This window comes from Vannielia sp. SX4, assembly GCF_052828525.1.
On record NZ_CM128247.1, the window covers coordinates 2,588,813 to 2,613,420 of the forward strand.

Consider the following 24,608-nt stretch of genomic DNA (forward strand, 5'->3'; position numbering starts at 1 on the left):
CACCTGGGCCGGGGTATCAGTCCGGCAGGGAGAAGACGGTCAGCTGCCCGCCGAGCGCAGTGTAGTCGCTCAGCGCGGCATAGCCGCCCACGGCGCCAAGGCCGTCGTTCGGGTTGGTGAGGCCGGCTGCGAGGCCGATGCCGGCCCAGCCGCCGATGCCCGAGAGCACCGCGACATACTGCTTGCCGCCCTGCTCGTAGGTCATCACGTTGCCGATGATGCCCGAGGGAGTCTTGAACTTGTAGAGTTCCTCACCCGTCTCGGCATGCACCGCCTTCAGGTAGCCTTCGAGCGTGCCGTAGAACACCACGTCACCCGCTGTGGCCAGAGCACCGGACCACACCGAGAACTGCTCGGGCAGCGACCACTTGATCTCGCCGGTCACGTTGTCCCAAGCGATGAAGTTGCCCATACCGCCGTGGCTGTCCGGCGCCGGGTACATCGACAGGGTCGCGCCCACGTAAGGCTGACCTGCAGTGTAGCTGACGCGGAAGGGCTCGTAGTCCATACACACGTGGTTGGTGGGCACGTACATCAGCTCGGTCTTCGGGCTGTAGGCCGCCGGCTGCTGGTCTTTGGTGCCGAGTGCTGCCGGGCAGATGCCGGTGGAGTTCACGTCCTCGCCGTTCTGCTCGGTGGAGTACTGGGCCACCACGGCCGGGCGACCATAGGTCTCCGACTCCGGGTCCATGTCCACGCCGGTCGTCCAGTTGACCGCCGGGTCATACTTTTCGGCCACCAGCAGCTCGCCGGAGACACGGTCCATGGTGTAGGCTAGGCCGTTCCGGTCGAAGTGGGTGAGCAGCTTGCGCTCGGTTCCGTCGATCTCCTGCTCGGTGAGGATCATCTCGTTGACGCCGTCGAAGTCCCACTCGTCATGGGGCGTCATCTGGTAGACCCACTTGGCCTCGCCAGTGTCGATGTCACGTGCGAAGATTGTCATCGACCAGCGGTTGTCACCGGGGCGCTGCGCCGGGTTCCAGGTCGAGGGGTTGCCCGAGCCGTAGTAGAAGAGGTTCTCTTCCATGTCGGCCGAGTACCAGCCCCAGGTGGTGCCGCCACCGATCATCCACTGATCGCCTTCCCAGGTGTCGGTGGAGCTGTTGGCGCCGACCGGCTTGCCGAGATGCGTGGTGGTTTCGGGGTTGAACAGAATCTGGTCGTCCGGACCAACCGAGGCCGCCCGCCAGATCTGCTCGCCGCTCTCGAGGTCATAGGCCGTCACGTGGCCCTGCACACCGAACTCGCCGCCGGAGATGCCGACAATGAGCTTGTCCTTCACCGGCAGCACGGTGGCGGTGTTGGTCTCGCCCTTCGAGGGGTCGCCGTTGATCGCCGTCCAGACTTCCTCACCGGTCGTCGCGTCCAGCGCGACGATCTTGGTGTCGGCCTGGTGCAGGTAGATCTTGCCGTTGGCATAGGCCACACCGCGGTTGACCGTGTCACAGCACATCACGGGGATCACGTTGGGATCCTGCTTGGGCTCGTACTTCCAGATGATCTTGCCGTCCTGCGTCAGGTCGAGCGCATAGACGATATTCGGGAAGGGCGTGTGCACATACATCACGTCGCCGATCACCAGCGGGCTGCCCTCGTGGCCGCGCAGAACGCCGGTCGAGAAGGTCCAGTTGGCCTGAAGCGTGCCGACGTTGTCAGCTGTGATCTGGCTCAGCTCGGAATAGCGCTGGTTCTTGTAGTCGCCGGTCTGGATCGCCCATTGCGCGGAATTGTCAATATCCGCCATCAGCCCGTCGTTGGCCAGCGCGCCGGTGGCGCACATCGCTGCGACGGAGGTCAGAGCAAGTAACTTTCTCATGGTCTCATCTCCCGTTTGGTTGGTGCCGTTACAGCCCATCTCACAAGGCTGGCGGCCAGGCCCGGCTTCACGTGTCCTCCTCGCGCCGGGTATTTCGCTATCTCGTCAGGAACCCTCCCCTTCTGCTGCCGCTCCATCCTCGCCAAAACTGGCAAGGTAGGCGATGACATTGGCCACATCGGCTTCCTTCCGGAGGCCGGCGAAGGTCATTTTGGTGCCCTTCATGAAATCCTTGGGTTTGGTCAGGAAAGCGGCGAGGTTCTCTTCGGTCCACTCGAGACCGCCGTCAGCGGCCTCCTGCATAGCCGGTGAGTATTTGAAGTCCTCAACACTGGCTGCGGCGCGACCGATGATGCCGTTCAGGATCGGGCCGGTCTTCGCTTGAGCGTCCGCACCCACCATGTGGCAGGCCTGGCATTTCCGGAACACCTTTTCGCCCTTGGCTGGATCGCCCGCCATGTCCTCGGCCGAAAGCACCGTGGCGCTGGCGATAAAGCTGGCGGCGGCGAGCAGTCTTGCGATCATGTCTTGTCTCTCTCCCTCAATGGTGCGGCCCTCAGCCGCAAAGTCTCTCCGCATGCCAGGCCACATGGTCCCGGGCGAAGGTCGTTACGAAAAAATATGAGTGGTCATAGCCCGGCTGCATCCGGATGGCGCCGGGCTGGCGGCGTTTCACCATGGCCTGCGCCAGCGCCTCGGGGCGGAGCAGGTCCAAAAACTGGTCGCTCGCGCCCTGGTCCACGAGGATCTCACCTTTCCAGCCCTTCTCTTCCAAAAGGATTGAGGCGTCGTGGTCCGCCCACGAGCTTTCATCGTCGCCAAGGTAGGCCGAGAGTTGCTTGCGCCCCCAGTCCGAACTCGTCGGATTGGCGATGGGTGCAAAGGCCGACAGGCTCTCGAACATTTCGGCGTTGCGCATAGCAATCGTCAGAGCCCCGTGCCCGCCCATCGAATGGCCGGTGATCCCGTGCCGATCCTCCAGCGGAAAATGCTCCATAACGAGCCCGCGCAATTCGCCGGTGATGTAGTCATACATCCGGAAATGCGGCGACCATGGCTCGCGCGTGGCATTCACATAGAACCCCGCGCCCTGACCGAGGTCATAGGCTTCATCATCGGCCACATCGTCGCCGCGGGGGCTGGTGTCAGGGAAGATCACCGCAATCCCATGCTCAGCGGCGTGCTCCTGAAAACCGCCTTTCGTCATGGCGTTCTCGTGAGTGCAGGTCAGGCCGCTCAGATACCACAGCACCGGCACCGGCCCGTGTTCGGCCTGTGGCGGCAGGTAAACCGCGAAGGTCATCTCGCAGCCGCAGGCGTTCGATGGGTGCTTCGCCACGATCTGACGCCCGCCGAAACAGGCCGTTTCGGAGATCACTTCAAGGCTCATCAATACTCCACCACGGCGCGGATGGATTTACCGGCGTGCATCAGCTCGAAGCCTTCGTTGATGTCATCGAGCTTCAGCTTGTGGGTGATCATCGGGTCGATCTCGATCTTCCCGTCCATGTACCAGTCCACGAACTTCGGCACATCCGTCCGGCCCTTGGCGCCGCCGAAGGCCGTGCCTTTCCAGACCCGGCCCGTCACCAGCTGGAACGGGCGGGTGCTGATCTCGGCGCCCGCTGGCGCCACGCCGATGATCACGCTCACGCCCCAGCCGCGGTGCGAGCATTCCAGCGCGTCGCGCATCACCTTCACGTTGCCGGTGGCGTCGAACGAGTAGTCCACACCGCCGATCTGGTCGAGCTCGGTCTTCGTCAGGTCCACGATGGCCTGCACCGTGTTCTCTACCTTCGAAGGGTTAACGAAGTGTGTCATGCCGAACTTCTTCGCCATCTCCGCCTTGTCGTCGTTCAGATCGACCCCGATGATCTTGTCGCAACCCGCCATCCGCAGGCCCTGGATCACGTTCAGCCCGATCCCGCCGAGGCCAAAAACGGCGGCCGTTGACCCAATCTCAACACCTGCCGTGTTAATGACGGCCCCGATGCCGGTGGTCACGCCGCAGCCGATGTAGCAGATCTTGTCGAAGGGGGCGTCCTCGCGCACCTTGGCCAGCGCGATCTCGGGCATCACCGTGTGGTTCGCAAAGGTGGAACAGCCCATGTAGTGATAGATCGGCGTGCCATCGAGCATCGAGAACCGGGTCGTGCCGTCGGGCATCAGGCCCTGGCCCTGCGTGTTCCGGATCGCGGTGCAAAGGTTGGTCTTGCCGCTCAGGCAAGAGGCGCACTCGCGGCATTCGGGGGTGTAGAGCGGGATCACGTGGTCGCCAGGCTTCAGCGTGGTCACGCCCTCGCCCACCTCCAGAACAACGCCCGCGCCCTCATGGCCCAGGATGGACGGAAACAGCCCCTCCGGGTCATCACCCGAGCGGGTGAACTCATCGGTGTGGCATATCCCCGTCGCCTTGATCTCCACCAGAACCTCGCCCGCCTTCGGGCCCTCAAGGTTCACCTCCATGATCTCAAGCGGTTTGCCAGCCTCAAGGGCCACCGCGGCGCGTGTCCGCATCTGTTTCCTCCCAGAACGTCTCGGCGGTTTTTGTTGTCAATGAGGCTAGGAGCAGAGCCCAAAACTGCCAATGCAGACCAAAGGTGGTATTGGCCCCGGTAGACAAAGGTGCACGGCGGGATACAGTGTGCGCAGGGAGGACAGCCATGAAAATAAGGGCCATCAAGGCACTCTGCCTGTTGCTTGTAACGGGCGCACCGGCCACGGCAGCCGATTTCTCGGACCCGACGTGGCCCTGCATCCAACGCAAGGTCGGGCAACTTTCACCCGGTCTGATGTGGCCCGCAGCGATCGAGAAGCCCACGCTCTCGACTGACGTTGAGGCTGACGTCGAAGATCTCGTCGGCTACCTGACCCTCCGCCGCCTTGCGCTGCAAGAAACCGAGCCCCAGCTTGCCGCCTTCACCGCGTCCCACGGTACGGACCCAGCCCTGCTCGGCCATGTCTTCGAGCAGTCCTTCACGCGTCTCAACACGCTCCGCACCCGGCTTATCACGGGGATCGAGGAGTATTCCCTTGGCCAGATCGCCCTTTCCGAGCGGATCGACGCCGCACGCCTGAAGATGGATGCTGAAATGGCGAAGGAGAACCCGGATTTCGACCTCGTGGACGAGTTGGAGGAGCAGATTGCATGGGACGAGCGCATCTACACCGACCGTCGCCAGTCGCTCACCTATGTTTGCGAAACACCCGTCCTGCTTGAAAAACGGCTCTACGGCATCGCCCAGATGCTCCAAAACGCCGCGCAGGAGTAAGCTCCCTCAGGGCTACTCCCATTCCAGCTCCGTGAAGGCCACGGTGGCGTTGCGCTTGTTGTAGGCCTCGAAGAGTTCCCAAGCCCCGGCCTCGCTTTCAGCGATATGTTCCACCGCCTCGCCCAGCCGCTCGCCGGCCGCGAGCGCGGCCCGGGTGTCCTCGCGCAGCACCTCGAGGTAACGCCGCATCGGGCCGAGGGCCTCTACCATCGACATCAACGGCCCACCGTGGCCGGGCACGACCTGCCCGCCCTGCCCTTCCAACGTGTCGAGAGCCTCCAGCCATCCCAGCACCGAGCCATCGAGCGCGGGCGTGTGGCGATCGAAAATGACGTCTCCTGCGATTAACACGTCCCCGACCCGGACTGTGATATCCGTGCCAGTATGTGCTCTCGGCCAAGGGGTCAGCTCAATCTGAACCTGACCAAGGTCAATTTCGATGGCTTGTGATACCGCGACGGTCACCGTCGGCACCCCACTGCCCAGGAAGCCCTCAGGACCGATCAAGGCTTCGAGGCTCTCAACATAGTTCCCAGCCCGATCCGCAAGCGCACGCTCCAAACTCGAATGGCCGACCACCTCTGCGCTACGGAAGGCCGTCGCTCCGAACACATGATCCGGGTGCATGTGGGTCAGCACCACATGGCTCACTGGCAGATCGGTCACATTCCGAATGGCCCTCCACGTCGCCTCCCCGATCCATCTGGCCGATCCGCTGTCGACAACGGCCACCGAGTCTTCCCCCACGACAAAGGCGATGTTTGCCACATCGCCAAGGTTCTCACGGTCGGGCTCTGCGATCGCTCCCATGTGCACCCAGAGGTTTGGCGCAACCTCCTCGAAGTCCAGCACCAGACCGCGTGGAGCACAGAATGGATCACCCGCCTCCCAAGCGCCCTCGGGCACGGTCACCTCACCCAGCATTGCCTCGCAGCCCGCTAGCGTGCTTGCCTCGGCCCCCGGCAACAGTGCATCGCGGCACACGTCGGGCGCGCCAGTCAGACACAGGGTAACGAGAGCTTCAAACATGGAGTCAGCCTCTCCCTTGGCCTCCGTTCACGCCATGCAGACCATCGGATGAGTGAAGCAACGCCTCACCTGTGCTACACTCGCGCAAAGCGCGATCACGGGAGGAGACCCTATGCGCCTGATCACGACCGCTTTGTTTGCGGCACTCGTCGTCCTGCCTGCCTACGCGGCGGAAGACAATCCGCTGACGGATAGTGAAAGCTGGGAGGCCCTGAAATACGATGTGCTGGGGGATGCAACGCCAGCCGACGGGAGCGGCCTCTTCACCGTCGATGCCCCTTACCGGGCCAACGATGCGGCCACCGTGCCGCTTCACATCGTCCAAACGGATGAAAGCACCCGGATCAGTAGTGCCGTTGTGGTGATCGATGAGAACCCCGCGCCTGTCGCAGGAACGTTCACCTTTGGTGACGCGATGGCTCCGCTAGATCTCGAAATCCGGGTTCGCGTGAACCAGTATTCCAACGTCCGAGTCATCGCCGAAACCGGTGAGGGCCTCGCCATGCAGGGCCGCTTCGTCAAGGCGTCCGGCGGCTGCTCCGCCCCCGCCACATCAGACCCGGAGGCCGCGCTTGCGGGGATGGGGCAGATGCGACTGCGCGGCTTTGCCGCCGAACCGCAGATGAGCACCCCGCGCCGCGAAGCGCAGATCATGATCCGGCATCCCAACTACTCGGGCCTACAGCGAGACCAGATCACCCAGCTCTTCGTTCCGGCGCACTTTATCGACACGCTCGAGGTACGTCAGGGTGACGAATTGCTGTTCACGATGGAAGGCGGCATCTCGATTTCAGAGAACCCTGTGTTCCGGTTCGTATATACCGACAATGGCGAGCCCGAAATCACGGTGCGGGCCACGGATACCGAGGGCAATGTGTTCGAAGAGAGTTTACCGAAAGACGAGGCCAGCTAGGCCACGGGCGCGCTCAGAAGCACAAGATCTCCGCCTCGGCCTGCGCGCGGCGGAGTTCGGCCACGAAAGCCTCAGCGCTGGCTGCACTCCGGAATATCGCCATACGCTCGCCGCCCACTTGACGCATCGAAAGAACGGTCTCGGCCTCGACATACTTGTCATAGGGCAAGATCGACGCGATCACATCAATCGAGCAGGCGCAGCGGTCCAGCGTCTCGCGGCTAAGGCCATTGGTCTGCATGCAGGCAAACACGTAATCCGCCCGAGCCGCTGTGGGGTAATCATTCAGCCGATCCGCCACGCTCTGGGCTTGCACCGGCATGGCTACGAGCAGGAGGCAAGCAAACCACCTCATTCGACCACACCTTCAAACACCATAACCGACCCGTAGGCCTCACCCGCCTCTGCCGAAAGGCTTCGATACCAGCCGGGCACCTCTTCCGACATGACAACGGTCAGTTTCAATGCACCAAAGCCATTCATCCTAGCGGCGTTTGGGTCACCTTCGAAGGGCCTTATAACCACGGTCACATCGCCATCCGATTCAGTGATGTCCGCGGGCGAAATCAGTGCCTCCTTGACGCGGTTGCGAATGTAGAACGGGCTGCCGCCGGCGCTCTCAGCCATGTCTCGCACGACGGTTTCGACGAAATACATGATGACAGGGTTGCCCACGCTAGCCGGAAAGGAACCAAGAGCGCGGTGCTTGTCATCTTGACGAAACTGCAAGAGCGCCTCGGGCGGCGTGCCCCCCGCCAGTGTCATCTCGATCGTACCTGTATCGCGCTGGGCTGCTGCGGGAACGAGCGTGTTCGTCACATCACGGCTGTAGTTCAGCACGCTCCCTTTTTCGATTGCGTCGAGGGTGCCCTGTTTGAAGAGCAGATCATAGGCAGCTGTATCGGTCGGGTCCGCCGCCGTTGCCACGCTGGCGCATGCCATGAGAAGCCCGGCAAGGGCTGATACTGCCTTGATCATCATAGTCTCCTCCCGGCTCCGAGCCTAACTCACGGCAGCGCCGCGTCACCGGATACTTTTGTCGGTGCCGATGGCGGCGCCCCTGCACCTGCGCGAACCTTCCAGTGCATCAACGGCCGGAGGCGTGAGAGTTCAACTGGTTTGGTCATTACCGTGAAGTCCTCCTCCGCACCGGCAAGAGCCAGTTCGGGAGAACGGTTGGCGGTAATCATGATCGCGGGCACATGGGTTTCCGTCGCCTCGCGGACGGCACAGATCGCCGTGGTGCCAAGGTCCGACCCGTCGAGCTGGTAATCGGCAAGGATTATGTCCGGCGGCAAGCCAAGCTCTGCCACCATTGCGAGCGCTTCATTCGTGCTGCGCGCTCCCAACACAGAGGCGCCCCAGCGCTCCAGTTTGCGGGTCGTTGCATCGAGCACCGCGGCATCATTCTCCACCACCAACACGATCAGGTCCATCTCCGGAAAGTCCCCTGCGCCGGGGCTCATCGCCGCCTCACCCAGCGGCGCCTGGGCCTCGACCGCTTCCATCTCGATCGAGAAGACAGACCCGACACCGGGTTTCGAGCGCACGCTAACTTGGTGCCCCAGATGCCGACAGGTTCGGTCCACGATCGAGAGGCCCAGCCCCATGCCGCTACCGGCCGGTACATTGTCCGCCCGAGTGAACTCCTCGAAGATCCGCCGCTGATCCTTTCGGCTGATCCCGATGCCAGTATCCCAGACCTGAAGCTCGACCCGCCCGCCCGGCCTGCGCCTGCACCCCACAAGCACGCGCCCGCTCTCGGTGTATTGGATCGCGTTGACCACGAGGTTCTGTATTGAGCGAAAAAGATAGCGCTGGTCGGAGCGCACCCAAAGGCCGCTTGGCACCACACTCAGCCGGACTCCCTTGCGCGCCGCAAAGGCCTGCTGGTCCTGGATGACCGTTTGCATCACTTGCGCCAATGAAACATCGGTCGGGTTGAGCTGCCCGGTGGAGCTTTCGAGCCGCGAGATATCGAGCAGCGCGTGCAGGAGTTGCTCCATCGAGGCAAAAGCCCCTTCGAGCCGCTCCACCGTCTCGGCCATCTGGGTCTCGCGGCTCATGTCAAAGAGCGTCGAGATCAGCAGTTTGGCCGCGTTGATCGGTTGCAAAAGGTCGTGTGACGCCGCTGCGAGGAAGCGGGTCTTGGAGCTGTTGGCCGCCTCCGCCTCTTCCTTAGCAACTTTGAGTGCCTCCTGCACCCGCGCCAGCTCTTCGAATTGCGCGGTCAGCCGGGCGTTGGCGTGGGTCAGTTCGGCGGTGCGCTCGCTGACACGCTTTTCCAGCAATTCGGTGGCGCGGTACTCCAGCGTCACATCTTTAATATCGACCAGAAAGCCCATGTCCGGCAGCGCATGTGTGTGCATGTCCAACACCCGGCCGCTGGCATGGCGCAGCGTCTGCCGAAGGCGGCCATCCTTGCCCGTGCGCTCCATCCAGCCATCGAAGAGTGCAAGATTTTCACTATCGATCAGGTAGTTGGCGCGAATGAACTCGACCACCTCGGTAAACAGGGTTCCCTGCTGCACAAGGGTGTAAGGTAGCCCGAGCAACTCACGGAACCTATCGTTGTGGAGCGTCACCGTGCCTTCGGCGCTGACCGTGCAGAGCCCGAGGCTCATGTGATCGATGGCGGCCTGTAGGTAGTGGGCGTGCAGGTCGATCAGCTGCGCCTTTTCAGAGCGGTTTTTGCGGACGATGTCCGTGATCTCGGTCTGGAGCACGATTACCGTCTCGCCGCCCGTTCCCTGCTGGCTGATCTGGAACCACCGGTCGCCTTTCAGCGCGATCACGAAAGACGAAAGCGCCGTGGCCGCCTCTGCTTCTCGCCGGGTGCGGAGAGGCGGCGCCACTTGCTCGTCGTCCGGCTCAAGATGTGCCGAATGCTCCATCGCGTCGAAATAGTCAGCCAGTTTCAGCCCCGGTAGGATCCGCCCCGAAATGTCCGGCAGGAGCGTTCGGAAGAGCTCGTTGCAAATCCGCAGACGCCCCTCCTCGAAGAGCGCAAAGCCCCCCTCCATGACAGAAAGCGCGTCCGTCAGGTTCTTCTGGCTTCGCTCCCTGTCATGCCGCAGTTGGCTCAGCTCGCTCGAGGCGCGCTCCAGATCGCGGGTCTTGGCCCAGACTTGACCTTGGAGTGCGATGGCCGATTGAAAGGCCGAATAGGCTTGGCTGCCCACCTCGTTCTGTCGCCCTGCTCGCCGCACCAGCGCAGCAATGATCTTGGCCTGCTTCTCGACCTGCACCTCAAGGGGATCGTCGGGATCGATCATCAGTGCAACGAGCGCTCCTTGGGTTCAAAGAAGGCCACACCCACGAAGGTCTGGTTCACGTGCACGCCGCAGTGCTGCTCGCCGTATGTGTTGAAGCCAAGCACTCGCCGTTCCTTCAGCACCTCCGACGCTTGCCGCGTGAGTTGCTTGTGGTCGATCTCGATGCGCCTGAGCACACAGTCGAACCCGAGGATGAATTCTGGTGCGCGCCCGCGCCCGTCACGCAGATCGAGCTCCTGCGCCATGGTCTGCACAATCTCCTGACCTTTCCCGAGTGTCAGCAACAAGCCTTCGTCAATGGCACTGAGGAACGAAAGTGCACCGCCCTCCTGAACCTCTTGAATGGCACGCACGTGGTAGAGCGCAGAGTTACGCACCAGCACCGGATTTTCTGCAAAGACCTGCGGGGAAAGCTGCTCGCGCGGAACGCCGACGAGCCGCGCATATTCATCGGCCGCCGGCGCGCCGTTGATCTCATAGACCACCCGTTCTTCCGGCTCCGCGCCCGTCACCACCATCTGATGCCCGGTCGGCAGGAAGTGGTCGAAGCCAATGCCCGAAAACTCGAGATCGGTCTCCAAGATCAGCAGGAGCGCGGCGTTGGTATGGAACTTGCCGCCGTGAAGCACGGAGGTTCGTTGAAAGGTCAATCCGTTCGCAGCGGATCCCCCAAAGATAGGCATGTCATCCAGCCCCGCCTCCAGCGCGGCCACAAGCATATCCTCCTGCTTCGAGAGACCGTCGCTGATGGTCAGCGCCAGTCGGTTCCAGTGCGCCGTCTTCTGGAAACGTGCATCGAGCGCGCGCGCATCGGCAGTGATGCGCTGGATCGAGAGCGGTTTGAGCGGCGCGATCAGTTGGGATGCGCAGCGGAAATGGCTGCGTGGGAAAGAGAGCGCCAGCAGGGCGTCATTCTCGTAACCTTCCGGGGTGATCTGCCCGGCGGTTGTGCAGCCGAAAACAAGGCAGCCGCCGAGATGCGCCGCCACCCCTTTCTCAACTTCGACCAGGTCGAGTGCCTCCGGAACGAAGAGCAAAGTGAAGCAGGCATCCTGATGAGCTAATGCGGCAGCCACCTCCGCGACGGCCGCTTCTGCCGCTACCGCGTGGGAAACGGCGACACCGACTAGTGCCTCCGTCTCTCCGCCTGAATTTCCGTTCACCACTTCAGTTGCTCAGAAAAGCCTGGGTGTCGCTCTGCTCTGCCGCCGCATCGAGGCTCGCGCTTTCCACTAGCACAGCGGCCTGGGTACGGTTCTGAACGCCAAGCCGGCGCAACAGCGCGGTGATATGGGCTTTGACCGTGGCTTCCGCGAGGTCCATCTCGTAGGCGATCTGCTTGTTGGGCTTGCCCACGCAGATGAGTTTCATAATGCGGGTCTGCTGTGGGGTGAGTTCGGCGATCTTGCGCGCCACGTCCTGCTTATCCCGCAGCTTCTGCTTTTGCGGTGCATGCCGCACCCGACTGAAGCCCTTCGGCAGATAGGTCAGCCCGCTGCGCACCTCGCAGAGGGCGGCGCGAATGTCTGCCATTGGCGCATCTTTCGGCACGAAACCCGCGGCACCGGCATCCATCACCGCCTCAATCACCTCGTCACTGGTAAGCGAAGAGATCACCACAACCGGAACATCCGGCAGTTCTTCTCTCAGCCGCAGGCAACCGCTAATGCCAGTCACATCCGGCAACTTGAGATCGAGCAGCACCATGTCTGGCCGAAAGCCCTTGCCGAGGGCCTGAAGCCCGTCATGCAGCGTGGTGGCCGTCACGATCTCACAGCCATCGAACACATGGCGCAACGCTTGCTCCAGCGCCGCGCCATAAAGCGGGTGATCATCGACCACCAACACCGAGCCGACCTCGCATGGTCGTCGCTCAAGCGCCTCATGTTTCATGATTTCGTCCTCCCTCACGGGAGGCTAGCAGGAAAGATTTCACCTGTGCAACTCTGTCGCAGCAGTTGAATCCCTAGGCGAGATTCCGCCGCAGGGTGCAAGAATACGCCCGGAGCCGGGCCCACGCCCGCCTCCGGTTTCTGCCGCTGTCAACCCGCCCCTGTCAGGCGTCGGCGAGCACGCCTTTTGACTTCGCCACATGGGTCGCAATCGCGTCCATCAGTGGCGGTGAAAGGCAGTCATATGGCTCCAGCCCCAACTCCCTGAGCCGTGAGCGGATGCCGTCCATCCGATCCGGGTTCACCCCGCTCTCGATGATCGAAGAGCAGAAGGCAGCGAACTCAGGCGCTGACCAGCCATCTTGATCGCTCAACTCGGTGTGCACAAAGTCCAGCCCGTGGAACGGGTGGCCGGTATCCTCGATGCGGCCATACATGTGCGCGCCGCAGCCCGAGCAGGCATGCCGCTGGATCGCGGCACTCGGGTCGACGACCGAGAGCTTGTTCGCCCCTGACCGCACCGTGACGGCATCACGGCCGACAACCGCGATCTGGCTGAACACGGCGCCATCGGGCTTCCAGCACTTGGTGCAGCCGCACACATGGTTGTGCGCCGTCTGGCCGCCGATCTCGACAACCACCGGATCACTGGCACAAAGGCACTTGATCGTGCCACCGGAGAAACTCGCGCTGCCGGGCCTGACACCCCCGTCCACCGCAGGATGTATCGTCACTTGGGTCATGGCAGGCTCCTCCTCCTTGCCGCCGAATAGTCTGGACCACAGACTCATGGGCTTCCCTCCCCCGCTAGGGTTTGCCGGTGTGCACCTGTCGCACCCAACGCAATGTCAGGTCATCGTGCCGCTCGAGCGGCACTCTGACAATTTAGCCAAGAGTATCGGTCCTTCGTGCCAGCAAGGCCCTTGCGATGGCCTTGAGATCAGGCGCGCCGGCGACCCTGCCGAAAACAGCGTCATCCAGCCGCGCCAAGGCACCCTGCCCGCGCCCATCGCGGCGGACCAATGCAGCCCCGGCCCGGCGGAGCGCGGTCACATCGCCCCGACGTGCTGCGTGGCGAATCCGCCAGCGCAGCGGGTCGGCAAATCGAGGGCGGCCCAGCTTCTGCCCCCACAGCAGCACGGCCAACCCGGCCACGACGCCAACGGCTGCCGCCGCCAAGGAGCTTCGGCCTCGGTTCGCACCGGCAACGGCAATCGCGGGCGTCGGCACCAACGGCTCCGTGTAAGCCACGCGCTGCGCCCCGATCCGCACCCGTCGGGGCTCTCTGGCCACCGTGTCATACCACTCGAACTCCATCGGCTCGGTGATGGCCGACACCCCGTTGCCGGGCTGGATCGTCCACCGCCAGAAGGCGACCGAGACAGGCCCCTCCGGCGAAAGCTCCACAAGCCGCTTCTCCGGGTGCGCAAAGACAAGCCCGCTGGGCGAGCGCAACTCCGGCATCGGCGGGATCATCTGCGGCGCGGCGCCCGTTGCCGCAACCCGCACAATGCGCAGCACGCCCTCTCCCTGTGCCAACTGATCCGGCGCATTGGACCAGCTATCAGATACCTCCAACCTCCTGGCCGGGAACCACCAGTCGCTCTTAGGGGCCGGAGCGACATCCAGCGGCACAGGCGACGAGCGCAGGTCATGGTCAAACCAGTCGTCCTCCGCGTCGATCAAAGTCAGATGATGGGTGAACGATCCGATCTCCAACTGCCCATCCCGCTCCGGGAACAGCGCCATACGGCGGCGAAAGTTCTTTACCGGTTGCCCGCGCTCGCGCGTTTCGTACCAATAGTCCTGCCCGAGCTGCATCCATGCAAATCCTTCAAGCTCCGGCTGCACCAGGCTCTCCCGCGCAATGTGCCTTCGATATACCCCGTGGATTGTCACCAGTACCATCTCGCCCGCGAATGGCATGGCACCCGCGTCCTCCACCGTTACGGTCAGGTCGATCTCGCCGGGCCGCACTTCGCTCGACTGCGCAAGCGCAGCCCCCGCCAGCATCAGCCATGCAACCAGCGCCTTCATTGCGGATCCTCCGCCTCTGGCTGCCCTTCGCCCGCCTGCAAGCGCCGTTTGGCCTCATGGCGGATCCGTGCGGCCATGAAGGCGCCCGGCACATCCTCCAGCGTTTCCAGCCAACGCTCATCGGCTGTGATAAACTTGTCGTCGAACACCTTGCGAACTTCCCGCGCGCCCCCGCTTACGATTTCAGGCAGACCAATGAGCGCGCCCACGTTGGTCACCTCCGTGCCCTGCCCTGCCGCCCGCGCATTTCCGCGCGCTTCAAAGCTCTCTTCCAACGGGCCGCGCAGGTCGCGCTCGGAGAACCATTCAACGACTGACCCCGCTTCCAGCGCCAAGCCCGCATAGAAGGCCGCCACAAGGTCGAAATTGGCACCGGCCGCCCCGTCGCCGCCCGTCCGCGCGAGGTCATAGGCCTCGAGTGCCTCGGCGTACTGGCCCGCCCGCGCGAGCGCGTTGCCTTGGTTGAACGGCTGCCCCGCTCGGGCAAAAGCAACTGCCGCAGCCTCGAAATGCCCGGCCCGATACAGCGCCACACCTCGCCACCCCGGATCAGAAAAGAGCGTCGGCACCGAGATCCCGGAATCCAGCAGTACCCTGCCAAATGGCGCTGTGCCCCCCATCAACAGCGCGACTGCCACAAAGCAGCTCGCGATGAGCGCCAGCACCTTCATGATTGCCTCCGCCGAAAAAGAAGCAGAAGCGGCACAAGAGCGGCCAGCAACATCAGCCGCCCGTGATCGGCAAGAAACAAAAGCGGGTAGTCAGCCCGTTCCAATCGCGCCCGCCCGCCTTCGGCCAAGAACCCGGCCAGCGCGACACCGTCGAGCGGTGTAAATGTTTGCCCTCCGCCGGCCCGTGCGAGTACCTCCGCAGGCTCCACGCCCCGTGGAGCGACAACTGAAAGCCGGGTCCCCACGGCCTCCAGCTTTGCAGCCCACTCTAGTGTCTCCGGCCCCAGCCCACCGCCATCGGTAAAGAGCACAACATCCGCGCTGACCAGGCGTGCCTCCTCCAGCACGTCTGCCGCACGCGCCAATCCGAGCCACGGCCTTGAGCCCCTGTCGGGCACCGTGGCGCCGTCGACCAGTTGCCACGTCTGGGCCAACTCGCGGTGATCACTGGTCAGATCAGCTGCGTGATAGGCATCGCCCGCGACCACCACCAGAGCGGCGGGCCTTGCCCCCAAACCCGCCATCGCGGCACGGCCAGCGGTCAGCATCTGGCTCCATCCGTCCGCTTCGGTCATCGAAGGCGAGGCATCGAGCACGAGGATCACCCCGTCGAGATTCCGAAACGCCGCCGCCTCGCGCCGCGTGGTCGCGGGACCGGTCAGAGCCAACACCACCAGCCCGGCAGCAGTCAGCGCACCCAAGCCCTGCACACCCTGCCGCCCTGCCTCCACATGCCCAAGCCGCCGGAGCGCAGCCATCATCTCGGGGCGCACAACCCGCTCCCAGTCTCCGAGCCGCGCCCGTCGGCGCCAGAGCAGCACCGCAAGTGCCGCCACAAACGGCAAAGCCAATAGCCACCACGGGCGGAGGAGTACCAGCCCACTCACGCCCGCCTCCACGCCAGCCCGAGGCAGAGCAACAGTGCCAGCCCCGCCGGCCAGACCCAGAACTCGCGCCAAACCTCCGCCGACAAGCCATCGCTCGCCGTGGCCTCCAGCCGGTCCAGCGCCTCACCCACCGCCAAGAGGTCTTCAGTGGAACGCACCCGAAATGTCTCACCGCCGCTCAGGTCGGCGACCGCACCCAAGGTGGCGGCGTCCACCACCCCGCGCTCCCCTTCATCGGCCTCAGCCAAATCGCGCGGACCAATGGCGATCGTATGCACCCGCACGCCCATATCCGCCGCCAGAGCCGCTACGCCCCGTGGGTTTGTGGCGCCCGCGTTGTTGACCCCGTCCGAGAGCAGGATCACCACCTTGGTCGCGGCATCGCTGGCCGCCATGCGTTTCAACGCCAGTCCCAGCGCATCCGCCATGTTGGTCGCCCGCCCAGAGATCCCGATTTCGGCCTGCTCGATCCGCCGCGCGACGGCTTCGGTATCAAAGGTGAAGGGCGCCGCGTAATAGGCCTCGGAACCAAAGAAAATCAGCGCGACCCGGTCCCCTGCCCGCCGCCGTGCAAACTCTGCGCCCACCCGCTGCACCGCCTCGAGCCGCGTGATCGCTGCGCCGTCGAGGAAGAAGTCCTCCCGTACCATCGAGCCGGAAAGATCGATGGCAATCGCTAGGTCGCGGCCCGTTACCCTCAACGCGGAAACAGGCGCCAGCACCCGAGGTCCCGCCAAGGCAACGACGAGCAGCGCCCAAGCCAGTGCCGCCAGCCAAGGCACAGCTGTTCGGCCTCCCTGCAAACCGGGCTGCTCAAACCCCGCTGCGACTCGCTCGGGTACGCGCAACGCTGCGCCCGAGCCTCGGGCCACAGGCAGAAGCGCCCACGCGAGCACCGGAAGCGGCAAGAGCAAAAACCACCACGGCTGGGCGAACTCAGGCATCGGCCCCGAGCCTGCGTTCAAGGCCCTCCGGCACCCCGCCGCGTGCATAGATCTGACTGCGCTGCGCCCCATAGCCGCTCGGGTCGGCCTCTCGCCACAGCGTCAGCAATGCAATTTCCCGCTGCTCCTCCGGCAAGGCCTCCGCCGCCGCGAGGCGCTGGGGAAAGCTCGCTGGTGCCGGTGGTCGCTCACGCCCGCTCAACACCGGGCGCAGGAGCAAAGCGATACACAGAGCCAGCCCAAGCCCCATCCCGGCCCCCGCTGCAAGTTCGGCGATCAAGCCGCCCGGCGCATCTGCTGGGAGCCGGATCTCCACCAGCCCCGCCTGCACCGCCTCTTCCGTCAGCGCTTGTCCTTCGGCCATATCATCGCCCCCAGATCGCGTGTAGCCGCCGCGCGGTCTCCTGCACCGGCGCCGCGGCCTCAATCACCATCGCTGGAAAGCCGCGGGGCGCCGCCTCTCCCGGTCCTGCGCCAGACACACGCAGCATTCGCACCGCGCCACCTTGAACCCGCACAGGGTATTGCCCCTCCGGCAGACCACCCGGCCCACGATCGTGCACCTCAAGCAAGAAAGGGTGCCGCTTTTGGGCCAGTGCCCCCAGACGCTCTCCAAGGTCGGCACCCGGCACGTCGAAGCCGCTCGCCAGCATCAGTTCGGCACCACGTGGTGCAATTCGCTCCAGCGGCCTGAGCAACCCTGCGAGATCCGGCTCCGCGCTGGCCTTCTCCAATGCAGTCGTCAGCGCCGCATTATGCGCGCGAACCATCCCGCCGATCACCGAGAGCATGCCGCGCGTGCGCCCACGAGCGCCTACAATCTCGGGCCCACCCGCGCCAAGCGTCATCAGCCCCACACGGCCGCCCTCCTCGACCGCCCGCCAGCCGATCAGAGCCAGAGCTTCGGCCGCCGCGACAGATCGAAACGCGCGGCCTGTGCCCCAGAGCATCGAGGGCCGCAAATCGAGCACCAAGAACGTGACCCTGTCACGCTCTTCCTGAAACCGCCTGATGTGCAACACGCCGGTCCGGGCGGTGCTGCCCCGGTCGAGATGGCGAATGTCGTCCCCCGCCACGTATTCCCGCGTGTCGGCTATCTCCTGCCCCGAACCACGCCGCTTGCTCAGGAACCCGCCGGGCATCGCTGCGGGCGGGGCTGTAACCTCCCGTTCCACCGCCATGTCGCGCAGGGCGATCAACCGCTCGGCATCAAGCGCAACGCCGGTAATGTCGAGCACGGGTTCCATCGCCCCCATCACAGCGGTTCGGTGGCGGCCAGCACGTCGGCCACAAGCCCTCGCGCGCATCGCCCCTCTGACTGCGCGGCCCACGTCAGCACCAGCCGGTGCGCCAAGGCATCCTCGGCGAGGGTATCGACATCTTCAGGCAGCACATGGTCACGGCCACGCAACCATGCCCGTGCCTTCGCCGCCGCGGCCAACGCAAGCGAACCGCGCGGGCTGGCCGGGTGCGAAAGTTCCTCAGCGAACGGCGCGGCTCGGGTGGCAGTGACGATGCGCACGATATAGTCGCGGATCGGCCCACTGAGATGGGTGGCCATTGCCGCCTTTCGGGCCGCGCGGACATCCTCGGCGACCGGCAAAGCTCCGGCTGGATCCTGCCCCTCGGCCTCAACCAGATCCAGAATGCGCCGCTCGGTCACCGCATCCGGCAGGTCCAGCACAACATGCAGCAAGAACCGGTCGAGTTGTGCCTCAGGGAGCGGAAAGGTGCCTTCATGCTCGATCGGGTTCTGGGTGGCGACCACGAGGAACGGGTCGGGCAACGCGTGAGTCGCGTCGCCCGAGGTCACCTGCCCCTCGCCCATCGCCTCCAGCAAGGCCGACTGCACCTTCGGCGGGGCACGGTTGATCTCGTCTACCAGCACGAGATTGTGGAAGATCGGGCCCGGCACGAATTCGAAATCCCCGGTCTGGGGTCTGAACACAGGAGTGCCGGTGAGATCAGAAGGCAGCAGATCAGGTGTACATTGGATACGGGCGAAAGACCCGCTCAGAGCCCCGGCCAAAGCCTTCACCGCGCGCGTCTTCGCCAGCCCCGGTGCGCCTTCGACCAACAGATGCCCTCCAGCGAGAATGCCTGTCAGCAACCGCTCGATCAGCCGCTCATGGCCAATGAGCACCTCGGCCAGATGCGCAGAGAGTGCGGCCAGCCCGCGGCCGCCTGCGTCCTTGTCCATGCTGTCCTCCCATGTCGCGCCTTTAGTCTAGCGCCGTCGCCTGAAGGGCGGGAACACAGCCGTAAGTCTCGGTTCGCCCAAAGGAGCAAAGCTGCGAGAACAAAGTCGTCGAGGTGCGGGAGGCGCCTCCATCTTGGGCATTTGCGGCCCGGGAGCGCGCCTATGTGCGCCAAATTAACCCCAAGTTCAGCTTGATTCAGGATTTTCGTGGTATGATCGGGGCATTCAGCCACGATTTCAGCACCAACGACTTAATCGAAAGCGTCCTCCCATGATCGAACTCGCCTTTGTTACCTGTCTGGCCACGAGCCCGACTGACTGCGAAAACCGCAGCCTTCTTTTTCAGGAGGGCACGCCGATGTCCTGCATGATGACGGCACAGCCCCAGCTCGCCCAATGGATCAACGAGCACCCGAACTGGACCATCGCCCGCTGGAAGTGCCGTGCCTTCAAACCCGGCGAAGGTGCCTACGACATCTAAGCACTAGTCGGGCTGACCGCGTCTTTGGGAGGAGCGCGGGCAGGTCACACCGGCGGATCAAGCGGTGAATGTCAGCAACAGCCTAAATGACGGCGCCGCGACTACCCCAGCGCGTAGCCCGCGCCACGGACCGTGCGCAGCAGGTCATCCCCGCCGTGCGCACCCAGTGCCTTGCGAAGCCGGCCGATATGCACATCGACCGTCCGGGTATCCACGTAAATATCCCGACCCCAGACGCGGTCGAGCAGCTGTTCACGGCTCCACACCCGGCCCGGCTTTTCCATGAAGGTCGAGAGCAGCCGAAACTCCTTCGGCCCCAGCTTCAACTCACGGCCCGCCCGTTCGACCTTGTGCGTTTCGGCATCAAGCATGATGTCCTCATACTCCAACCGCGCCCCGACCGTCGCAGGCCGTGTCCGGCGCAGCTGAGCGCGGATCCGCGCCATCAGCTCGATGACACTGTAAGGCTTGACCACATAGTCGTCGGCGCCGGTTTCCAGCCCGCGCACCCGATCGACCTCTTCGGCCCGCGCCGATAGCATGATGATCGGAATACCACGGGTCGCGTTCTTCAGCTTCAACCGGCGGCAAACCTCGATGCCCGAAAGGTTAGGCAGCATCCAGTCGAGCACGATCAGGTCGGGGCGTTCCTCCTCGACCAGCAAAATGGCATCCTCGCCGTTGTCGGCGCTGACCAGATCGAAGCCCTCGGCTTCAAGGTTGTAGCTCAGAACCTCGCGCTGGGCAGGTTCATCTTCTACAACCAGAACAAGCGGTTGCGCGGTTCTGCTCATGTCTCGCTTCAGCTCCCGACTTCATAGGCCGGGGCCGTCTCCTTGGGTCTGGCGTCTTCCGGCATCTCGCCGGTGACAAGGTAAATCACCTGTTCCGCGATCGAGGTCACATGGTCGCCCATGCGCTCGGTGTTCTTGGCGATGAAGTGCAGGTGCATGCAGGCGGTGATGTTGCGCGGGTCTTCCATCATGTAGGTCAGGAACTCGCGGAACAGCGCGTTGTACATCTGGTCCACTTCCTGATCACGGTTGCGGACATCTTCGGCCAGTTCGGCATCGCGCTGGATGTATGCGTCCAAGGCATCCTTGAGCATGCCTTCCACCGCGCGGCACATCCGCCGGATCGAGGTCGTAGCGCCTTCAATCGGGTCGAGCTGCACCAGCACCCCGGTCCGCTTTGCCATGTTCTTGGCATAGTCGCCCACCCGCTCCAGATTGCCGGAGATCTTCATCACCGAGAGGGCGGTGCGCAGATCGGTGCCCACAGGGGCACGCAGCGCGATCAGCCGGGCGACCTCTTCGGCGACCTGCTCTTCCAACGCGTCAATCGCCTGGTCGTTCTTGCGGACGCGCTCGGCGGTCTCCTCGTCGCGTGCATCCAGGGAGGCGGCGGCCTCCACGATGGCGGTCTCAACCATGCCGCCCATCTTCATGATCATCGCCTGAATGGCTTCGAGATCACGGTCGAAGGCCGAGGCGATATGCTGTTCGTTCGGGGGAAGTGCGGACATGAGATCAGCCAATTCTGCCGGAGATGTAGGATTCGGTGCGCGGGTCGGTCGGGTTGGTGAAGATCTGGCCGGTCTCGCCAAACTCCACCAGGTTGCCGAGATGGAAGAAGGCCGTCTTCTGGCTCACACGCGCGGCCTGCTGCATCGAGTGGGTCACGATCACCACCGAGTACTGTGTCCGAAGCTCGTCAATCAGCTCTTCCACCTGAGAGGTGGCGATCGGGTCGAGCGCCGAGCAAGGCTCGTCCATAAGCAGAACCTCAGGCTCAGTCGCCACGGCGCGGGCAATGCAGAGCCGCTGTTGCTGGCCACCGGAAAGGCCGGTGCCAGGCTTGTCGAGCCGATCCTTCACCTCGTCCCAGATCGCCCCGCGACGGAGCGACTTTTCGACGATCACGTCGAGATCGGCCTTCGACTTCGCCAGCCCGTGAATGCGCGGACCATAGGCGATATTGTCGTAAATCGACTTGGGGAACGGGTTCGGCTTCTGAAACACCATGCCCACCTTGGCGCGCAGCTGCACCGGGTCGACCTTCTTGTCATAGATGTTTTCGCCGTCCAGCAGGATCTCGCCCTCGACACGGCAGATGTCGATGGTGTCGTTCATCCGGTTCAGGCAGCGAAGAAAAGTGGACTTGCCGCAGCCCGACGGGCCGATGAAGGCGGTCACGGTGTTATCTTCGATCTGAACGTCCACGTCCTTGATCGCGTGAGTTTCGCCGTAATAGACCTGACACCCCTTGGCCGAGATCTTGATGTTGTCGGTATCCACTATTCTCTCCAGCGGTCGCATGTCATTCATTTCAAGGGCTCCCCTTACCAGCGCCGCTCAAAGCGCCGCCGCAGCACGATCGCGATGGCGTTCATGATCAGCAGGAACACGAGCAGCACGATGATACCGCCCCATGCCTTTTCATAGAAGGCCACGTCCGAACGGGCGGCCCAAGTGTAGATTTGCGCGGGCATGGCCGAGTTCGGCTCCACGAACCCGTCCCAGAACCCGGTCGGAAATTCGCGGGCCACAAAGCCCACCATTCCGATCAAAAGCAGCGGCGCTGTCTCACCAAGCGCCTGGGCGAGGCCGATGATCGTCCCGGTCAGAATGCCCGGTGCAGCAAGCGGCAGCACGTGGTGGAAGACGGCTTGCATCTTCGACGCGCCCACCCCGAGGGCCGCATCCCGGATCGAGGGCGGCACCGCCTTGAGGCTGGCGCGGGTCGAGATGATGATCGTCGGCAGCGTCATCAGCGTGAGCACGAGACCGCCCACCAGCGGCGCCGACTGCGGCAGGCTGGCAAACTGGATGAACACCGCGAGGCCCAGAATCCCGAAGACGATGGAGGGCACCGCAGCGAGGTTGGAGATGTTCACTTCGATGATATCGGTGAACCGGTTCTTCGGCGCGAATTCTTCGAGATAGATCGAAGCCGCCACGCCGATGGGCAGCGAAAGCACCAGCACCACCAGCATCATGAAGAACGAGCCGAGCACGGAGGCCCCGATGCCCGCACCACCGGGGTTGTCCACCCCCGCATCCTTGCCGAGCAGGAAACCCCAGTCGAACTGCCGAGTGATGATACCCGCTTCGGTCAGCTGATCGACCACGTCCAGATCGGTCGCCACAAGAAACCGGCTGTCCACCAGGCCCTCGCGGGTCACACGGCCTTTGAAGTAGCCATCCACCCGGCTCGAGGCATTCACCGTAAAGTCCACCGGCTCGCCCACCGCATCGGGGTTGGCCTGGTAAAAGGCCCGCAGGTCGTTGCCGACCTTGCCCAGAATGCGCCCGATGGCATCGGGGTCCACCTCTCCGCCAATACCCTGCTCCTGCATCTGGCTGCCCAACTGGGCGATGAAGAGTTTGGTGTAGGCGGCGGTCTTCAGCATCCCGCTTTCAGCCTGATCGATCTCGGCCGGGCTGACGTTCATCTCGAGGCTCACCACCGTGGTGGTGAAGGCCGGCACGCCTGAGCGAATGATCGAGAAGGCCAGCACAACCAGAAAGAAGATCCCCAGCGCGATGGCGGCAAGGCCATAGGCCTTGAACCGGGCCTCGGCAGCATTGCGGCGGCGCGTACGCGGGTCCACCTGCGTGAGCGAACCGTGGCGCTTGGGGGCGTTTGCAGTAGCGTCGGCCATCAGTCGTATTGCTCCCGGTATTTGCGCACGATGTAGAGCGCGAAGACATTGAGGCAGAGGGTGATGATGAAGAGCGTCATCCCCAGAGCGAAGGCCACGAGGGCCTCGGGCGAGGCGAAGTCGGCATCGCCGGTGAGCTGGCTCACGATCTTGGCGGTCACGGTCGTCATTGCCTCGAAGGGGTTGAGCGAGAGCCGGGCCGCGGCCCCTGCCCCCAGCACGACGATCATCGTTTCACCGATGGCGCGGGAGGCCGCCAGCAGCACCGCGCCGACGATCCCCGGCAAGGCGGCGGGCAGCACGACCTGACGGATCGTCTCCGACTGGGTCGCGCCCAGCCCATAGGAGCCATCGCGCATGGCCTGCGGAACCGCGTTGATGATGTCGTCGCTAAGCGATGAAACGAACGGGATCAGCATGATGCCCATGACCAGACCGGCCGTCATCACCGCCGTGCCCGACTGCATCCAGCCCAGCCCGTTGTCCCCAAAGACGCTGATCAGCAGCGGGCCGACCGTCAGCAGGGCAAAGAGGCCGTACACGATGGTCGGGATACCGGCGAGGATCTCCAGCAGCGGTTTGGCAACCGAGCGCAGGCGCGGCGAGGCATACTCGCTTAGGTAGATCGCGGCGAAGAGGCCGATCGGCACCGCCACCAGCAGTGCGATGATCGAAATGTAGAGCGTGCCCCAGAGCAGCGGCCAGATGCCCAGCTCAGAGCCGCCGCCGAAGGAGGGCGACCATGTGAGCGAGCCGAAGAACTCACTCGCCGGGTAGATCCGGAAGAACTCGATGGTGTTGAACAACAGCGAAAGCACGATGCCCACGGTGGTCAGAATGGCAATCGAGGCCGCGCCCACCAGCATCCAGCGCACCCCGCGCTCCACCACATTACGGGCACGAAAGTCCTTCTGGGCGCGCAGCACCGCCAGCGCGGCCCCGGCTATGGCCAGTGCGATCACCGCCACCGCCATCCAAGTCTTCGATGTGCGATTGGCCTGGCGCATTTCCTGCGCCGCACGCAGCACCGGTACGGTCACGTTCTGAGTGATCACCTGACCGGCTTCCTTGAGGCGGGCGGTCATATCCGTCAGGTCAGCGCGGGCATTGGAGGCTGCGCCTTCCGTCAGCACGCCCATAGCCACCGCGTTGTCGAGACCGTTCGCCACACGCCGGACCTCGGCCATCAACAGGTTCTGCGAGGTGGCCTGCTCAACCACATCCGCCGGCAGGTTCGCCGCCACGCGCTTCTCGATCACCATCGGCCCGGCGATGAGCCAAACGATCAGCACCAGCAGCGCAGGCGCCGTGGCAAACAGAAAGCCCATGTAGCCGTAGTAGCTGGGCAGCGAGTGCAAGTGGCGCGGGTCATTGCCCACGGAGGCCAAAGCGCGCTGGCGGGACACCACGTAGCCCAGAGCGCCAATGCCTAGAACGATCAGGAAGATCCACAAAACCGGCATATGCCGTCCCCCGGGGTCTGAAGTCTGTGCCCCGGTACATCGGGGCGGGCACTGGTGAGACAAA

The 24,608-nt window shown here is 63.8% G+C and carries 26 protein-coding genes; 3 read left to right on the forward strand and 23 right to left on the reverse strand.

Going from position 1 to position 24,608, the window contains the following annotated elements; all coding sequences use genetic code 11:
* Positions 1-16: 16 nt before the first annotated feature.
* The 4 genes from xoxF5 to ACUXVX_RS12800 form a co-directional block, all read right to left on the reverse strand.
* Positions 17-1,816: a lanthanide-dependent methanol dehydrogenase XoxF5 gene (xoxF5, locus tag ACUXVX_RS12785; protein ID WP_446308596.1), complete on the reverse strand. Its 1,800-nt coding sequence runs from the start codon at positions 1,814-1,816 to the stop codon at positions 17-19.
* Between the two features lie 105 nt (positions 1,817-1,921).
* Positions 1,922-2,341, reverse strand: coding sequence for a c-type cytochrome (locus ACUXVX_RS12790; protein ID WP_222469201.1), 420 nt, complete (start codon positions 2,339-2,341; stop codon positions 1,922-1,924).
* Between the two features lie 31 nt (positions 2,342-2,372).
* Positions 2,373-3,206, reverse strand: a complete 834-nt coding sequence (gene fghA / locus ACUXVX_RS12795; protein WP_446308597.1) for an S-formylglutathione hydrolase — start codon at positions 3,204-3,206, stop codon at positions 2,373-2,375.
* Complete coding sequence (locus ACUXVX_RS12800; RefSeq protein WP_446308598.1) at positions 3,206-4,333, reverse strand: S-(hydroxymethyl)glutathione dehydrogenase/class III alcohol dehydrogenase; 1,128 nt, start codon at positions 4,331-4,333, stop codon at positions 3,206-3,208. The genes fghA and ACUXVX_RS12800 overlap by 1 nt, the downstream gene beginning before the upstream one ends.
* Positions 4,334-4,479: 146 nt before the next feature.
* On the opposite strand from ACUXVX_RS12800, the gene ACUXVX_RS12805 reads away from it, so the two are divergent.
* On the forward strand, positions 4,480-5,088 hold the full coding sequence (locus ACUXVX_RS12805; RefSeq protein ID WP_446308599.1) for a hypothetical protein: 609 nt from the start codon (positions 4,480-4,482) through the stop codon (positions 5,086-5,088).
* Between the two features lie 12 nt (positions 5,089-5,100).
* On the opposite strand, the gene ACUXVX_RS12810 is transcribed toward ACUXVX_RS12805, so the two are convergent.
* Positions 5,101-6,117, reverse strand: a complete 1,017-nt coding sequence (locus tag ACUXVX_RS12810) for a quinoprotein relay system zinc metallohydrolase 2 (RefSeq protein WP_446308600.1) — start codon at positions 6,115-6,117, stop codon at positions 5,101-5,103.
* 112 nt (positions 6,118-6,229) lie between these two features.
* Here ACUXVX_RS12810 and ACUXVX_RS12815 point away from each other — a divergent pair, with 112 nt between their 5' ends.
* Entirely contained in the window at positions 6,230-7,030 is an 801-nt protein-coding gene (locus tag ACUXVX_RS12815; protein ID WP_446308601.1) for a quinoprotein dehydrogenase-associated SoxYZ-like carrier, read from the forward strand.
* Between the two features lie 13 nt (positions 7,031-7,043).
* Here the strand turns inward: ACUXVX_RS12815 and ACUXVX_RS12820 are convergent, their stop codons facing one another.
* From ACUXVX_RS12820 to ACUXVX_RS12880, 13 genes are all read right to left on the reverse strand, one after another.
* On the reverse strand, positions 7,044-7,385 hold the full coding sequence (locus ACUXVX_RS12820; RefSeq protein WP_446308602.1) for a hypothetical protein: 342 nt from the start codon (positions 7,383-7,385) through the stop codon (positions 7,044-7,046).
* Positions 7,382-8,008 carry a hypothetical protein gene (locus ACUXVX_RS12825; RefSeq protein WP_446308603.1) on the reverse strand — a complete coding sequence of 209 codons (627 nt, stop codon included), beginning with the start codon at positions 8,006-8,008 and terminating at the stop codon, positions 7,382-7,384. Before ACUXVX_RS12825 ends, ACUXVX_RS12820 begins: the two co-directional genes overlap by 4 nt.
* A 29-nt stretch (positions 8,009-8,037) precedes the next feature.
* A complete protein-coding gene (locus tag ACUXVX_RS12830) occupies positions 8,038-10,305 on the reverse strand; it encodes a PAS-domain containing protein (protein WP_446308604.1) in 2,268 nt (755 codons plus the stop codon).
* Positions 10,305-11,468, reverse strand: a complete 1,164-nt coding sequence (locus tag ACUXVX_RS12835; protein WP_446308605.1) for an FIST N-terminal domain-containing protein — start codon at positions 11,466-11,468, stop codon at positions 10,305-10,307. The genes ACUXVX_RS12830 and ACUXVX_RS12835 overlap by 1 nt, the downstream gene beginning before the upstream one ends.
* Positions 11,469-11,472: 4 nt before the next feature.
* Positions 11,473-12,198: a response regulator gene (locus tag ACUXVX_RS12840; protein ID WP_446308606.1), complete on the reverse strand. Its 726-nt coding sequence runs from the start codon at positions 12,196-12,198 to the stop codon at positions 11,473-11,475.
* A 163-nt stretch (positions 12,199-12,361) separates the two neighbouring features.
* Entirely contained in the window at positions 12,362-12,988 is a 627-nt protein-coding gene (gene gfa, locus ACUXVX_RS12845) for an S-(hydroxymethyl)glutathione synthase (RefSeq protein ID WP_261384580.1), read from the reverse strand.
* A 94-nt stretch (positions 12,989-13,082) separates the two neighbouring features.
* Positions 13,083-14,234 carry a hypothetical protein gene (locus tag ACUXVX_RS12850; RefSeq protein ID WP_446308607.1) on the reverse strand — a complete coding sequence of 384 codons (1,152 nt, stop codon included), beginning with the start codon at positions 14,232-14,234 and terminating at the stop codon, positions 13,083-13,085.
* Positions 14,231-14,905 carry a hypothetical protein gene (locus ACUXVX_RS12855; protein WP_446308608.1) on the reverse strand — a complete coding sequence of 225 codons (675 nt, stop codon included), beginning with the start codon at positions 14,903-14,905 and terminating at the stop codon, positions 14,231-14,233. Before ACUXVX_RS12855 ends, ACUXVX_RS12850 begins: the two co-directional genes overlap by 4 nt.
* Positions 14,902-15,792: a vWA domain-containing protein gene (locus ACUXVX_RS12860; protein ID WP_446308609.1), complete on the reverse strand. Its 891-nt coding sequence runs from the start codon at positions 15,790-15,792 to the stop codon at positions 14,902-14,904. Before ACUXVX_RS12860 ends, ACUXVX_RS12855 begins: the two co-directional genes overlap by 4 nt.
* Positions 15,789-16,574 (reverse strand): VWA domain-containing protein, encoded by a 786-nt coding sequence (locus ACUXVX_RS12865; RefSeq protein WP_446308610.1) that lies wholly within the window; start codon positions 16,572-16,574, stop codon positions 15,789-15,791. Before ACUXVX_RS12865 ends, ACUXVX_RS12860 begins: the two co-directional genes overlap by 4 nt.
* A gap of 154 nt (positions 16,575-16,728) precedes the next feature.
* Positions 16,729-17,100, reverse strand: a complete 372-nt coding sequence (locus ACUXVX_RS12870) for a hypothetical protein (RefSeq protein WP_446308611.1) — start codon at positions 17,098-17,100, stop codon at positions 16,729-16,731.
* Position 17,101: 1 nt separating this feature from the next.
* Positions 17,102-17,992, reverse strand: a complete 891-nt coding sequence (locus tag ACUXVX_RS12875) for a DUF58 domain-containing protein (protein WP_446308612.1) — start codon at positions 17,990-17,992, stop codon at positions 17,102-17,104.
* Complete coding sequence (locus tag ACUXVX_RS12880; RefSeq protein ID WP_446308613.1) at positions 17,992-18,936, reverse strand: AAA family ATPase; 945 nt, start codon at positions 18,934-18,936, stop codon at positions 17,992-17,994. Before ACUXVX_RS12880 ends, ACUXVX_RS12875 begins: the two co-directional genes overlap by 1 nt.
* 271 nt (positions 18,937-19,207) lie before the next feature.
* Here ACUXVX_RS12880 and ACUXVX_RS12885 point away from each other — a divergent pair, with 271 nt between their 5' ends.
* On the forward strand, positions 19,208-19,417 hold the full coding sequence (locus tag ACUXVX_RS12885; protein WP_446308614.1) for a hypothetical protein: 210 nt from the start codon (positions 19,208-19,210) through the stop codon (positions 19,415-19,417).
* A gap of 101 nt (positions 19,418-19,518) precedes the next feature.
* On the opposite strand, the gene phoB is transcribed toward ACUXVX_RS12885, so the two are convergent.
* Genes phoB through pstC form a run of 5 tightly spaced genes read right to left on the reverse strand, consistent with a single transcriptional unit; the run spans position 19,519 to position 24,544 of the window.
* Positions 19,519-20,211, reverse strand: coding sequence for a phosphate regulon transcriptional regulator PhoB (gene phoB, locus ACUXVX_RS12890; RefSeq protein WP_222469182.1), 693 nt, complete (start codon positions 20,209-20,211; stop codon positions 19,519-19,521).
* A gap of 8 nt (positions 20,212-20,219) precedes the next feature.
* Positions 20,220-20,942, reverse strand: a complete 723-nt coding sequence (gene phoU, locus ACUXVX_RS12895) for a phosphate signaling complex protein PhoU (RefSeq protein ID WP_222469181.1) — start codon at positions 20,940-20,942, stop codon at positions 20,220-20,222.
* Between the two features lie 4 nt (positions 20,943-20,946).
* Positions 20,947-21,744 carry a phosphate ABC transporter ATP-binding protein PstB gene (gene pstB / locus ACUXVX_RS12900; RefSeq protein WP_222469180.1) on the reverse strand — a complete coding sequence of 266 codons (798 nt, stop codon included), beginning with the start codon at positions 21,742-21,744 and terminating at the stop codon, positions 20,947-20,949.
* A gap of 14 nt (positions 21,745-21,758) precedes the next feature.
* The gene (gene pstA / locus ACUXVX_RS12905) at positions 21,759-23,081 is read right to left on the reverse strand and encodes a phosphate ABC transporter permease PstA (protein WP_222469179.1); all 1,323 of its coding nucleotides are present in this window, start codon (positions 23,079-23,081) and stop codon (positions 21,759-21,761) included.
* Positions 23,081-24,544, reverse strand: coding sequence for a phosphate ABC transporter permease subunit PstC (gene pstC, locus ACUXVX_RS12910; protein ID WP_446308615.1), 1,464 nt, complete (start codon positions 24,542-24,544; stop codon positions 23,081-23,083). Before pstC ends, pstA begins: the two co-directional genes overlap by 1 nt.
* Positions 24,545-24,608 lie beyond the last annotated feature (64 nt).

Bases quoted from the DNA above. Each gene is read 5' to 3' on its own strand.
- phoB (WP_222469182.1), bottom strand. From the start codon at position 20,211: ATGAGCAGAACCGCGCAACCGCTTGTTCTGGTTGTAGAAGATGAACCT.
- ACUXVX_RS12805 (WP_446308599.1), top strand. From the start codon at position 4,480: ATGAAAATAAGGGCCATCAAGGCACTCTGCCTGTTGCTTGTAACGGGC.
- ACUXVX_RS12880 (WP_446308613.1), bottom strand. From the start codon at position 18,936: ATGGACAAGGACGCAGGCGGCCGCGGGCTGGCCGCACTCTCTGCGCAT.
- ACUXVX_RS12825 (WP_446308603.1), bottom strand. From the start codon at position 8,008: ATGATCAAGGCAGTATCAGCCCTTGCCGGGCTTCTCATGGCATGCGCC.
- ACUXVX_RS12820 (WP_446308602.1), bottom strand. From the start codon at position 7,385: ATGAGGTGGTTTGCTTGCCTCCTGCTCGTAGCCATGCCGGTGCAAGCC.
- ACUXVX_RS12875 (WP_446308612.1), bottom strand. From the start codon at position 17,992: ATGGGGGCGATGGAACCCGTGCTCGACATTACCGGCGTTGCGCTTGAT.
- ACUXVX_RS12790 (WP_222469201.1), bottom strand. From the start codon at position 2,341: ATGATCGCAAGACTGCTCGCCGCCGCCAGCTTTATCGCCAGCGCCACG.
- ACUXVX_RS12885 (WP_446308614.1), top strand. From the start codon at position 19,208: ATGATCGAACTCGCCTTTGTTACCTGTCTGGCCACGAGCCCGACTGAC.
- ACUXVX_RS12855 (WP_446308608.1), bottom strand. From the start codon at position 14,905: ATGAAGGTGCTGGCGCTCATCGCGAGCTGCTTTGTGGCAGTCGCGCTG.
- pstA (WP_222469179.1), bottom strand. From the start codon at position 23,081: ATGGCCGACGCTACTGCAAACGCCCCCAAGCGCCACGGTTCGCTCACG.
- gfa (WP_261384580.1), bottom strand. From the start codon at position 12,988: ATGAGTCTGTGGTCCAGACTATTCGGCGGCAAGGAGGAGGAGCCTGCC.
- ACUXVX_RS12830 (WP_446308604.1), bottom strand. From the start codon at position 10,305: ATGATCGATCCCGACGATCCCCTTGAGGTGCAGGTCGAGAAGCAGGCC.
- ACUXVX_RS12840 (WP_446308606.1), bottom strand. From the start codon at position 12,198: ATGAAACATGAGGCGCTTGAGCGACGACCATGCGAGGTCGGCTCGGTG.
- ACUXVX_RS12810 (WP_446308600.1), bottom strand. From the start codon at position 6,117: ATGTTTGAAGCTCTCGTTACCCTGTGTCTGACTGGCGCGCCCGACGTG.
- ACUXVX_RS12850 (WP_446308607.1), bottom strand. From the start codon at position 14,234: ATGAAGGCGCTGGTTGCATGGCTGATGCTGGCGGGGGCTGCGCTTGCG.
- xoxF5 (WP_446308596.1), bottom strand. From the start codon at position 1,816: ATGAGAAAGTTACTTGCTCTGACCTCCGTCGCAGCGATGTGCGCCACC.
- ACUXVX_RS12815 (WP_446308601.1), top strand. From the start codon at position 6,230: ATGCGCCTGATCACGACCGCTTTGTTTGCGGCACTCGTCGTCCTGCCT.
- ACUXVX_RS12870 (WP_446308611.1), bottom strand. From the start codon at position 17,100: ATGGCCGAAGGACAAGCGCTGACGGAAGAGGCGGTGCAGGCGGGGCTG.
- pstB (WP_222469180.1), bottom strand. From the start codon at position 21,744: ATGAATGACATGCGACCGCTGGAGAGAATAGTGGATACCGACAACATC.
- ACUXVX_RS12800 (WP_446308598.1), bottom strand. From the start codon at position 4,333: ATGCGGACACGCGCCGCGGTGGCCCTTGAGGCTGGCAAACCGCTTGAG.
- phoU (WP_222469181.1), bottom strand. From the start codon at position 20,942: ATGTCCGCACTTCCCCCGAACGAACAGCATATCGCCTCGGCCTTCGAC.
- pstC (WP_446308615.1), bottom strand. From the start codon at position 24,544: ATGCCGGTTTTGTGGATCTTCCTGATCGTTCTAGGCATTGGCGCTCTG.
- fghA (WP_446308597.1), bottom strand. From the start codon at position 3,206: ATGAGCCTTGAAGTGATCTCCGAAACGGCCTGTTTCGGCGGGCGTCAG.